General features: G+C 70.7%; 13 protein-coding genes. 7 read left to right on the top strand and 6 right to left on the bottom strand.

What is annotated here, in order from left to right; all coding sequences use genetic code 11:
• The 4 genes from tilS to folE form a co-directional block, all read left to right on the top strand.
• On the top strand, positions 1-698 hold a 698-nt coding region (tilS, locus tag AN216_RS24270; RefSeq protein WP_070198863.1), incomplete at its 5' end, for a tRNA lysidine(34) synthetase TilS.
• A 72-nt stretch (positions 699-770) separates the two neighbouring features.
• Entirely contained in the window at positions 771-1310 is a 540-nt protein-coding gene (gene hpt / locus AN216_RS24265; protein ID WP_070198862.1) for a hypoxanthine phosphoribosyltransferase, read from the top strand.
• Between the two features lie 229 nt (positions 1311-1539).
• Positions 1540-3576: an ATP-dependent zinc metalloprotease FtsH gene (gene ftsH / locus AN216_RS24260; RefSeq protein ID WP_070198861.1), complete on the top strand. Its 2037-nt coding sequence runs from the start codon at positions 1540-1542 to the stop codon at positions 3574-3576.
• A gap of 135 nt (positions 3577-3711) precedes the next feature.
• Positions 3712-4332, top strand: coding sequence for a GTP cyclohydrolase I FolE (gene folE, locus AN216_RS24255; RefSeq protein ID WP_070198860.1), 621 nt, complete (start codon positions 3712-3714; stop codon positions 4330-4332).
• Positions 4333-4344: 12 nt separating this feature from the next.
• On the opposite strand, the gene AN216_RS24250 is transcribed toward folE, so the two are convergent.
• The 6 genes from AN216_RS24250 to folP form a co-directional block, all read right to left on the bottom strand.
• A complete protein-coding gene (locus AN216_RS24250; RefSeq protein ID WP_070198859.1) occupies positions 4345-4983 on the bottom strand; it encodes a GTP-binding protein in 639 nt (212 codons plus the stop codon).
• Positions 4964-5362: a DUF742 domain-containing protein gene (locus AN216_RS28430; RefSeq protein ID WP_070198858.1), complete on the bottom strand. Its 399-nt coding sequence runs from the start codon at positions 5360-5362 to the stop codon at positions 4964-4966. Before AN216_RS28430 ends, AN216_RS24250 begins: the two co-directional genes overlap by 20 nt.
• The gene (locus tag AN216_RS28425) at positions 5359-5775 is read right to left on the bottom strand and encodes a roadblock/LC7 domain-containing protein (RefSeq protein ID WP_070198857.1); all 417 of its coding nucleotides are present in this window, start codon (positions 5773-5775) and stop codon (positions 5359-5361) included. The genes AN216_RS28430 and AN216_RS28425 overlap by 4 nt, the downstream gene beginning before the upstream one ends.
• A complete protein-coding gene (locus tag AN216_RS24235; protein WP_070198856.1) occupies positions 5772-7664 on the bottom strand; it encodes an ATP-binding protein in 1893 nt (630 codons plus the stop codon). Before AN216_RS24235 ends, AN216_RS28425 begins: the two co-directional genes overlap by 4 nt.
• Before the next feature lie 177 nt (positions 7665-7841).
• Complete coding sequence (locus tag AN216_RS24230) at positions 7842-8294, bottom strand: nuclear transport factor 2 family protein (RefSeq protein ID WP_070198855.1); 453 nt, start codon at positions 8292-8294, stop codon at positions 7842-7844.
• Positions 8291-9238: a dihydropteroate synthase gene (folP, locus tag AN216_RS24225; RefSeq protein ID WP_079166944.1), complete on the bottom strand. Its 948-nt coding sequence runs from the start codon at positions 9236-9238 to the stop codon at positions 8291-8293. The genes AN216_RS24230 and folP overlap by 4 nt, the downstream gene beginning before the upstream one ends.
• Positions 9239-9707: 469 nt before the next feature.
• On the opposite strand from folP, the gene folB reads away from it, so the two are divergent.
• From folB to AN216_RS24210, 3 genes are read left to right on the top strand one after another with little or no spacing between them, the layout of a single operon-like run.
• On the top strand, positions 9708-10067 hold the full coding sequence (gene folB / locus AN216_RS24220) for a dihydroneopterin aldolase (RefSeq protein WP_070198864.1): 360 nt from the start codon (positions 9708-9710) through the stop codon (positions 10065-10067).
• Positions 10064-10660, top strand: a complete 597-nt coding sequence (gene folK, locus AN216_RS24215) for a 2-amino-4-hydroxy-6-hydroxymethyldihydropteridine diphosphokinase (protein ID WP_070198854.1) — start codon at positions 10064-10066, stop codon at positions 10658-10660. The genes folB and folK overlap by 4 nt, the downstream gene beginning before the upstream one ends.
• 13 nt (positions 10661-10673) lie before the next feature.
• Positions 10674-11156 (top strand): DUF3180 domain-containing protein, encoded by a 483-nt coding sequence (locus AN216_RS24210; RefSeq protein WP_070198853.1) that lies wholly within the window; start codon positions 10674-10676, stop codon positions 11154-11156.
• Positions 11157-11259: the final 103 nt, after the last annotated feature.

The following is an 11259-nucleotide window of genomic DNA, read 5'->3' as shown; positions in this document are numbered from 1 at the left end:
GCGGGCCGGAGGCCGCCGCCCGGGACGCCCGGTACGCCGCGCTGGACGCCGTGGCCGAGCGCCACGGGGCGGCCGCCGTGCTGCTCGGGCACACCCGCGACGATCAGGCGGAGACCGTGCTCCTCGGCCTGGCCCGTGGTTCCGGCACCCGCTCGTTGTCCGGTATGGCCGCCGTGTCCGGGCCGGGCAGCCGCTACCGCCGACCGTTCCTCGCCGTCGACCGGCACACCACCCGCCGCGCCTGCCTGGTCCAGTCCCTCCCCGTCTGGGACGACCCGCACAACGCCGATCCCGCCTTCACCCGTTCCCGAGTGCGTCACGAGGCCCTGCCGACCCTGGAGAAGGCCCTCGGCAAGGGAGTGGTGGAGGCGCTGGCCCGTACGGCCCGGCTCTCCCGGGACGACGCGGACGCGCTGGACGCCTGGACCGACGAGGCGGAACGTTCCGTGCGCACCGATCCCGCCACACCGCACGAGCTGGACGTCGAGCGACTGAGCGACCTGCCGCCCGCGGTGCGTCGCCGGGTGCTCCGCCGCAGCGTGGTGTCCGCGGGCGCGCCGGCCGGCTCGCTCTTCGCCCGGCACATCGAGGAAGTGGACCGGCTGATCACCGCCTGGCACGGCCAGCGGGCCATCAATCTGCCCGGCCTGGTCGAGGCGCGACGGCAGGGTGGCAGACTGGTCATTCGGCAGGGCTAGCGACCTGGTCGTCACAGCGTCTGCGTTCCGACCTGATATCGAGCGAGAGCGGCACGGGTGGACGAGAAAGACATGGGCACCGACCTGAAGTCGGTGCTCGTCTCCAAGGAAGAGATCGACGCGAAGTTGGCCGAGCTGGCGTCCCGGATCGACGCGGAGTACGCGGGCCGGGAAGTGCTGCTGGTCGGGGTGCTCAAGGGGGCGGTCATGGTGATGGCCGACCTCGCGCGCAGCCTGTCCACCCCGGTCACGATGGACTGGATGGCGGTGTCCTCGTACGGCGCGGGAACCCAGTCATCCGGCGTGGTGCGGATTCTCAAGGACCTGGACACCGACATCAAGGGTCGGCACGTGCTGATCGTCGAGGACATCATCGACTCCGGGCTGACGCTCTCCTGGCTGCTGTCCAATCTCGGTTCCCGTGAGCCGGCCTCGTTGAACGTCTGCACGCTGCTGCGCAAGCCGGACGCGGCCGAGGTGGCGATCGACGTGAAATGGGTCGGCTTCGACATCCCGAACGAATTCGTGATCGGTTACGGTCTGGACTACGCGGAGCAGTACCGGAACCTGCCGTTCGTCGGCACGCTCGCACCGCACGTGTACGGCGGATGAGCACGGCTCGGGTCGTTCCGGAGCGCCCGCGGTCGTCGGTCGGAGCCGGTACGGACTTGGTCGCGGCGCCCGGGAACGGATTCGTGTGTCCCGCCGTTGGAGCATGGAGGGGCGGGACGGTTGACCGTCCTCGGCGGCGCCGGGTGACAATGCTGGGGTACCGTCCGAAAGTCAGTCATCAGGCAACTCACTATGGCAGGAGGGACGGGGCGCGCACCGCTCCGTATGGATGGACGTGAAGCGATACTTCCGTGGGCCGGTCATGTGGATCGTGCTGGCCGTCCTCGCCGTGGTCGTGTTGATGCAGGTCGTGAGTTCTTCCGAGGGCCACAAGACGGTGGACACCGGCCAGGTGGTCCAGGCGATCAACAATGACAAGGTCAAATCCGCGCAGCTGACGACCGGTGATGAGGAGAACATCAAGGTCGAGCTGAAGGACGGCCAAAAGGTCGAGGGCAGCGACAAGATCCAGGCGAGCTACATCGGTGACCAGGGCACCAAGCTCGCCGAGGACCTACAGGCCAAATACCAGAGCGATGACATTCCGGACGGCTACACCATCTCGCCGCAGGAGCAGAACCCGTTCGTCGGGATGCTGCTCTCGCTGCTGCCGTTCGTGTTGATCATCGTGGTCTTCCTGTTCCTGATGAACCAGATGCAGGGCGGCGGCTCCCGAGTGATGAACTTCGGGAAGTCCAAGGCCAAGATGATCACCAAGGACACGCCGAAGACGACGTTCAAGGACGTCGCCGGGGCGGACGAGGCATGCGAGGAGCTCCAGGAGATCAAGGAGTTCCTGCAGGAGCCGGCGAAGTTCCAGGCGGTCGGCGCCAAGATCCCGAAGGGCGTGCTGCTGTACGGCCCGCCCGGCACGGGCAAGACGCTGATCGCGCGGGCCGTCGCGGGGGAGGCCGGGGTGCCGTTCTACTCCATCTCCGGCTCCGACTTCGTGGAGATGTTCGTCGGTGTCGGCGCCTCCCGTGTGCGTGACCTCTTCGAGCAGGCCAAGCAGAACGCCCCCGCGATCGTCTTCGTCGACGAGATCGACGCCGTCGGTCGACACCGCGGCGCCGGCATGGGCGGCGGCCACGACGAGCGCGAGCAGACGCTGAACCAGCTGCTGGTCGAGATGGACGGCTTCGACGTGCAGGGCGGCGTTATCCTGATCGCCGCGACCAACCGTCCGGACATCCTGGACCCGGCACTGCTGCGACCCGGCCGGTTCGACCGCCAGGTCGCGGTCGACCGCCCCGACATGCAGGGTCGGCTGGAGATCCTCGAGGTCCATCAGAAGGGCAAGCCCGTCGCCGAGGACGTCGACCTGGGCGCGGTCGCCCGACGGACCCCGGGCTTCACCGGCGCGGACCTGAGCAACGTGCTGAACGAAGCGGCGCTGCTCACCGCCCGCGGCGACCAGAAGCTCGTGGACAACCACTCCCTGGACGAGGCGATCGACCGGGTCGTGGCCGGACCGCAGAAGCGGACCCGGATCATGAGCGACAAGGAGAAGAAGATCACCGCCTATCACGAGGGCGGTCATGCCCTGGTGGCGGCGGCTTCGCCGAACTCCGACCCGGTACACAAGATCACGATCCTCTCCAGAGGCCGCGCCCTGGGTTACACCATGGTGCTGCCGGACGAGGACAAGTACTCCACCACGCGGAACGAGATGCTCGATCAGCTCGCCTACGCCATGGGCGGGCGCGCGGCGGAGGAGCTGGTCTTCCATGACCCGACCACCGGCGCGCAGAACGACATCGAGAAGGCGACCGCGACGGCCCGCGCCATGGTCACGCAGTACGGCATGACCGAGCGACTGGGCGCGATCAAGTTCGGTTCCGACAGTTCCGAGCCTTTCCTCGGCAAGGAGATGAGTCACCAGCGGGACTACTCCGAAGAGGTCGCCGGACTGGTGGACGAAGAGGTCAAGAAGCTCATCGAGGCCGCGCACAACGAAGCGTGGGAGATCCTCGTGGAGAACCGGGACGTGCTGGACAACCTGGTCCTGGAGCTTCTGGAGAAGGAGAGCCTGGGCAAGGAGGAGATCGCCGAGGTCTTCGCCACGGTCGTCAAGCGCCCCGCGCGTCCGGCCTGGACGGGCTCCTCCCGGCGTACCCCCTCGACCCGGCCCCCGGTCTCCGCGCCGCCCGGCACGCTGACCAACGGTGCCACCCCGCCGTCGATCGAGAAGGGCAAGGAGATCGGGCCGACGGACCCGATCGCCGAGACGGTGGATCGGACGGAGGAGCCGCGCCCCGAAGGCTGATCCGCCTCTCCCGGCACGCATGCCGGCATACCCGGAATTCCAGCCGCGCCCCTCGGGTTCTAGCCTGAGGGGCGCGGCTGTGTGACAGGTGAGAGTGGGCGTGCGTACACGAACCCACGCGAGGAACGAGGAATCATGACCGACCCGGTGCTGCTGGACGGCGAGAGCGCCATACCCGAGGGCGCCATACCGGAGTTCGACGAGAAGCGTGCCGAGAACGCGATCCGGGAACTGCTCCTCGCGGTCGGAGAGGACCCGGACCGGGAAGGACTGCGCGAGACACCGGCCCGGGTCGCCCGGGCGTACCGGGAACTCTTCGCCGGACTGCGGCAGCGTCCCGAGGACGTGTTGACGACCACCTTCGACATGGGCCATGACGAGATGGTGCTGGTCCGGGACATCGAGGTGGTGAGCCAGTGCGAACATCATCTGCTGCCGTTCCACGGAGTGGCCCACGTCGGCTACATCCCGTCCACCACCGGCAAGATCACGGGGCTCTCCAAGCTGGCCCGCCTGGTGGAGGTGTACGCCCGCCGCCCTCAGGTCCAGGAGCGGCTGACCACCCAGATCGCCGACTCGCTGCTGGAGATCCTCGAGCCACGCGGCGTTATCGTGATCATCGAGTGTGAGCACATGTGCATGTCGGTGCGGGGCGTGCGCAAGCCCGGTGCCAAGACCATGACCTCGGCCGTACGCGGACAGCTGCGGGACGCCACAACCCGCGCCGAGGCCATGAGCCTGATCATGTCCCGGTGAGTCGGCGGCTATTCACGGTCGGTGTACGTGCCCCGCGGACAGCGCGTAGAGGTAGTCGACCAGGGTGATCAGCACCTCCTTGCTGGACTCTCGGGACCGGGCGTCGCAGTTGATCAGCGGCACGCTCTCAGGGAGGTCCAGCGCGTCCCGTATCTGCTCCGTGGTGTGCTCGGGCCCGCCGAAGTCGTTGCGGGCCACGATGAACGGCGTGCCGTGGTGCTCCAGCCGGTCGATGGCGTACCACGAGTCGGCCAGTCGTCGAGTGTCCACCAGGACGACGGCGCCGAGCGTGCCGGAGAACAGCCGGTTCCACAGAAACCAGAAGCGCTCCTGGCCGGGGGCGCCGAACAGATAGAGCACGGTGCGCTCGTTGAGGCTGATCCGCCCGAAGTCGAAGGCGATCGTCGTGGTGGTCTTGCCCCGCACCGCGCTGAGGTCGTCGATGCCCTCACCGGCCTGCGTCATGGTCTCTTCGGTGTTCAGCGGGCGGATGTCGCTCACCGAAGAGACCATCGTGGTCTTCCCCACGCCGAAACCGCCCACCACGACGATCTTCAGCCCCTGGGTGGTCGAGGCGCTCAGCGGAGTTCTTTCGGGCAGCCCGTCCTCGGCGGTTCCGGAGACCGGCTGCTCAGAGGTTGCGAAGTCCAACGAGCACCTGCTTCAGGACGTCGGGATCGGGCAGGGAACTGGCCGTGTCGGTGGCCGTTGAGCGGGGGTGGCGTGCGGTGATGCGTCCGGACGACAGGAGGTCGCCGAGCAGGATGCGTACGATGCTGATCGGCAGGTCCAGGTCCGCGGCCAGCTCCACCACGGCGGTCGGGGACTGGCAGATCCGCAGGATGGCGGCGTGCTCCGACTGCATGGTGATGGTCGGCGAGCACTCGCTGACCACCAGGGTGACGAGGTCGAACTCCTTCGGGTCCGAGTGGCTGCGACCGCCGGTGACCGTGTACAGCCGGTCCGGCGACTCCTCCCGGGCTGAGCGGCTAGTACGTCCGGGACGGTCGGGACGGTCGGGGCCGCTCACGGGCGTGCCCCGTCGTCGCTGAACTCGCGTGGCGGGGCGCTGAAGTGCTCGCTGAGTTGTTCCACCAGTTCGTTCATGTTGTGCCCCACCAGCCCCACGTCGGAGTCGTCGGCGGACACCACCGCCAGGTGGGCGCCCTCGCCCGCCTCCACGACGAACAGGATGCCGCCGTAGAACTCGGTCATCGCCTGTCGTACGCCGCCGGTTCCGTCGCCGAACTCGATGGACGCGCCGTGCGACAGGCTCTGGATGCCCGCGGCGATGGCGGCCAGCTGGTCCGCCTGGTCCTCGGTGAGTTCGGGGGTACGGGCGAGCTTGAGCCCGTCCCGGGACAGCAGCAGCGCGTGGCGGGCTCCCGGGGTCCTCGACAGCAGGTTCTCGAGCGGCCAGCGCAGCTGGCTGTCGGTAATCATTCGGAGTCGTCCTCTGGGCGTGAAGAGGCATGGGTGGGGGGCGCGGGTGACTGCGCCGGCGAGGCGGGTGGCGTGTTGTCCGTGCCCTCGGCCTGCGGGTCCCGTACGGCGCGCCGGAAAGCCCCGAACCGGGACCCGGACTGGCTGGGATCGCGGGCCGGTTGGTTGGCGCGCGCGGCCGCGCGCGCGGCGCTGTTCGGCCGCCGTGCCTCGGCCAGGGTACGGCCGCGCTGCCGCTTGGGCAGGCCGCTCTCGCCGTACTCCACCATCCCGCTGTGCTCGGGGGCCGGCTCGGCCGAGGGCGTGTCGGTCGGGGCGGGTGCCGGATCCGTGCTGCCGGCCGTCGCACCCGGGTCGGCAGGCTGCCCGTGGGCCTCCGGCGCTACGGCGGGGAACGCCAGCGTCTGCCGGTCCTTCGTGGGCCGCTCAGCCGGATGGGACGGTTCCGCTTCGGTTCGTCGCTCCTCGAGGCCCGGCTGCGCTGGCACGGCGAACGGCGACGACGCGGCGAGGTCATCCGCCGGGTCCGCGGACCCCGCCGGGGCGGACTCGGCCGGTACGGAGTCCGCCGGGGCGGACCCCTCCTCCGGTACGAGCGCCGCCTCTCCCGGCACCGGCGGCACGCGTACCTCCGTAACAGCCGGAGCCGGAGCCGGAGCCGGGGCGGCCGGAGCGGGGGTGGCGGCCGGCTGCACCACGGCCTCCAGCGTGGGGGCACCGGCGGCCGGCGCGTCCGACTGCGGCCACGAGTGGACGATCAGCTCCTGCGGGACGCGCAGCAGCACGCCCGTACCGCCGTGTGCGGACGGCCGGAAGGAGACGTGCAGGCCGTGCTTGCGGGCGAGACGACCCACCACGGGAAGCCCGAGCCGGGTACCGGAGTGCGAGGGCAGCTCCCAGTCGATCGGCGAGACCGCGCGTTCGGCCCGCTTCAGCGCCACGTCCCCCATCACCAGACCGCCGTCCTCGATCGTCACGACGATCCCGGCGGACACCTCCTCGACGTACACGTGCACTTCGGAGGTGGGCGGGGAGAAGTTCGCGGCGTTGTCCATCAGTTCGGCCAGCGCGTGCATCACGCCCTCGGCCGCGTGCCCGGCGATCGCCACGGAGCTGGTGGAGTGCAGTCGCATGCGCTGGTAACCGCTGATCCTCCCCATGGCGCCGCGCAGGATGCTCTCCATCACGATCGGCTTCGCCCAACGTCGCCCGGAGCGCGCCCCGGTGAGCACCGCGATGCAGTCGGCCAACCGCCCGGTCTGCGCCGTGCGGTGGTCCAGGTGCAACAGGTCGCCCAGTACGTCCTGGTCGGCGTGCCGGTGCTCCATGTCCCGCAGGTCGGCGGCCATGCTCGTGGTCATCGCCTGCACCCGGCCCGCGGCGTTCGCGCAGGCCGCCATCGCGGCGGCGCGCACGCTCTCGCTGCGGTGGATCTCGGTGGCGAGCAGGTGGAGTGTCCGTCGCTGCTGTTCATCGCCGGCCGGCTCCGCGGCGAGCGCGCTCTCGGCGGAGGCGCCCTCGCGCAGGCGTTCCACCAGCGCGGGCACCGTGACCTCGGCGAAGTGTTGCGTGGCGGCCCGGCCGGAGGCCGCCTTGATCTGCTCCTCGGTGAGCGCGTCGCGCAGTTGCCGCGCGACCAGCCTGTGATGCGCGGCGTACGCGACGGCCACGCACAGCGCCACCGCGGCGGCCCCGCCACCCCAGGCGACGCCGGTGCGGGCGGATTCCGGAGCCAGGGACGCCGCGAGCAGGCAGAGCGAGGCGGTGACGAGCACCGCGGGCAGGGTGGCCAGGGCGGTACGGGAGTTGGTTCCCGTGACGCGGTGGCTGGCCGGAGTGTTGGACCGCTCGCCGGTGGAACGGCTCGGGGGTGGTTCTTCGGGGGTCATGTCTCACAGTTCCTTGTGGACAGGGCAGGTCCGAGCGGGAAAGCGTTCGTTCTGATGTGCCGTTGTTCCGATCAATGCCGAACCAATATAGGCGCGTTGGCCGCCATCTAGGGAAGCGTGTGGACCAAACATCGTGCGCCCGCCGGGAATCCAGGAATTTGCTCCTGCGCGGGTGCTTCAGCCCACTTCTTCCGAGCCGTCCTCGTCCTCGCCCTCGACGAGGACGGGTGAACCGTGATGGGACCACACCCGCCAGCCGTCCGCGGCCCTCCGGAACACGTTCGTGGCCACCACCAGCCCGCCCACCAGTGGTCCGGCCGAGCCGTCGGCCTCCGCCGGGCCACCGCTGAGGATGTTCTCGGTGCAGCTCACCACCGCGGTGTCGCCGAGGACCGAGATCCGTACGTCGGTGAGGAAGAACTGGACGTACTCGGTGTTCGCCATGATCAGCGCGTACGAGCGCAGCACCTCGTCCCGGCCGCTGAGCGCCGGCCAGCCCGGGTGCACCACGGTGACCTCGTCGTCCAGCCACAGCTCGCCCAACGCCTCCAGATCGGCGCGCTCGACCGCCTCGTACAGCGCGGTGTTCGCGGCTTCCACCGCCTCGATGTCCGTACGGGCGCCGCTCACCCGGCTGCCTCGCTCGCGTCCGTACGGGCGGTGCCCGCGGCCGCGTCCGTACGGTCGAAGTCGGCATCCGTGCCCGCGGCCGTACCGCCCGCGCCCTCCACGGCGGGCGCGACGCGCACCGCGTCCGCGCTCGCCCGTACCTCGTGCACCCGCACCGCCCAGGCGCCCTCCCGGGCGGAGAGCGCCGTGACCGCGGCGGTGGCGGCGTCCCGTTCCCGCGCGGGCGGTGGTGCGGCGGCGTCCGGGCCGGTCAACACGTGCCCCAGGAAACGCTTCCGGGAGGCCGCGACCAGGATCGGGCGGCCCAACTCCGTACGCAGCCGCCAGGTCGCGGCCACCAGTGCCAGGTCGTGTTCGACCCGTTTGGCGAAGCCCAGGCCGGGGTCGACCAGGATGCGCTCCGGTTCGATGCCCGCCGCCACCGCCCGCTCCACGGACGTACCCAGCTCGGCGATCACCTCGGGCACCACCTCGGCGTACGAGGCCCGGTTGTTCATGTCGATCGACTGTCCGCGCCAGTGCATGACGACGAACGGCACCCGCGCCGCGGCCACTGCCGCCGCCATCTCGGGGTCCGCCTGCCCGCCGCTGACGTCGTTGACCAGCAACGCTCCCGCCGCCACCGCCCGCTCGGCCACCGAGGCCCGCATGGTGTCCACGCTGACCCGTACGCCCTCGTCCGCCAGGCCGCGTACGACCGGCAGTACCCGACGCAGCTCCTCCGCCTCGTCCACGCGGGCGGCGCCGGGGCGGGTGGACTCGCCGCCCACGTCCACCAGGTCGGCACCTTCCGCGGTCAACTCCAGCCCGTGCTTGATCGCGGTCTCGGGGTCGAACCAGCGGCCTCCGTCGGAGAAGGAGTCCGGCGTGACATTCACCACGCCCATCACCGCACACCGGTCGAGATCCGGCAGGCCGGTCACCCGGCCGCGCATGGCACTCATGCGTCCAGCGTAGGGCGTGGCCCGGCGCCCGCGCCGGGCCAGGGGTGCTGTCCGCGCCGGGCCAGGGGTGCTGTCCGCGCCGGGCCAGGGTGCGGCACGCGCTCTCCGTCGTGCCGTCCGGTGTCCGAGGCGGGGTGGAGGCCCCTGTGAAGCTCGTTCGGGGAATCCGGAGTGGGCGAGCCTGCCGCGGGGTAACGCGAGACCTGCGGGCCCGGCGTACGAGCCCGGCACGCCCGGTCGTACCAGCCGCCGGGTGTCGCCGGCTGGTCACGGACCGGTCGTGGGGTTGGTCGTCCCGAGGCCGTCGGGGCGACCCCGAGGCGAAACGCGCTCGGTTCCCGCAGGTAGATTCGATGAGGACAGCCAGAGCGCAGACAGCAGACAAGCGGGGAGAGCGGGCAGCGGCAGGCGCGGACGGTGGCGGAGCCGGGCACCGGCGACCCGGACGAGTACTACGGGAGTGATGCGTGTGGACCGTGTGACGCTGCGCGGCTTGCGTGCCCACGGGTATCACGGCGTGTTCGAGCGGGAACGTGTCGAGGGACAGACCTTTGTCGTGGATCTCGAGCTGGGCGTGGACACCCGGTCCGCCGCCGAGTCGGACGACCTGACGCTGACGGTGCACTACGGCGTCGTGGCCGAGGAGGTCGTGGCCGTGCTCGCCGGCGAACCGGTGGACCTGATCGAGACCGTGGCCCAGCGGATCGCGGACCGCTGTCTGGCACACCGGGCGGTACGGGAGGTGGAGGTGGTCGTCCACAAACCACAGGCGCCGATCACCGTTCCCTTCGACGACGTGACCATCACTATCAAGCGGAGTCGCGCATGACACCGAACAGTGACCCGACCGTCCAGCCGGTGCCCGCCTCCGTGGTGCACCAGGTGGACGCGGCCGACACGACCCTGAGTAACCCCCGCCGTGCGGTGATCGCGCTCGGCAGCAACCTGGGCGACCGGATGGACCGCCTCCAGAGCGCGGTCGACACTCTCGCGGACACCCCCGGGATGCGGGTCAAGGCCGTCTCTCCGGTGTACGAGACCGAGCCCTGGGGGGTCGATCCGAGCAGCCAGCCGGCGTATCTCAACGCGGTGTTGCTGGTGAAGACGACGCTGCCGCCGTCGTCCCTGCTGGAGCGTGGCCAGGCCGTCGAGGAGGCGCTGGAGCGGGTGCGGGAGGAGCCGTGGGGCGCGCGCACGATCGACGTGGACATCGTGGCGTACGCCGACGTGGTCTCCGACGATCCGGGACTGACTCTGCCGCATCCCCGCGCGCACGAGCGGGCGTTCGTACTCGTACCCTGGCTGGACGTGGACCCGGCCGCCGAGGTGCCGGGCCGCGGACCGGTCGTCGACCTGCTGGCGGCGACGGACCGCACGGGCGTCTCGCTGCGCCCGGACCTGGAACTGAGCATGCCCGACTGACGTTGGGGAGCGCGTGAGACAACTGCGAATCAGGACGCTGGCCGGGGTCTTCGCCGTCGCGTTGGTGCTGTCCTGGGCCGGCACCAGGATGTTGGACGCGCTGGATTCGCTGCCCACCGTCCCGGTGGCCGCGCCGATCGTGCTGGCGGTGATCGCCACGGTGCTGCTCGCGACCGCGCTTTCCCTGCGGTCGCGGCTGAAGGCCCAACGTGAGCGTACTCCGGGAGCGAAGGGCGTGGAGCCGATGATGGCGGCCCGCGCGGCGGTCTTCGGCCAGGCGAGCGCGCTGGTGGCCGCGCTGGTGGCCGGGTTGTACGGCGGCACGGGCATCTTCCTGCTGGTGGACGACCTGGACTCGGCTGCCCGCCGGGAACAGGCCGTGTACGCCGGGCTCTCGCTGCTGACCGGTATCGCCGTGGTGGCCGCGGCGATCTTCCTGGAGCGGGTGTGCAAGCTGCCGGAGGACCACGACGACGACCCTTCGCTGCCCGCGTAGCGACCGGCCGGTCGCTGCCGGACCGGCCCGGTCCGGAGCGGGCCGGGCCGGGCAGCCCCGGTTCCGGCCCGGGCAGCCCGAGCCCCGGCGGTACGGCCGCACG

The sequence above is a fragment of the Streptomyces oceani genome (genome assembly GCF_001751245.1).
Classification (GTDB): Bacteria; Actinomycetota; Actinomycetes; order Streptomycetales; family Streptomycetaceae; genus Streptomyces; species Streptomyces oceani.
This window is presented reverse-complemented; position numbering and strand designations above follow the sequence as displayed.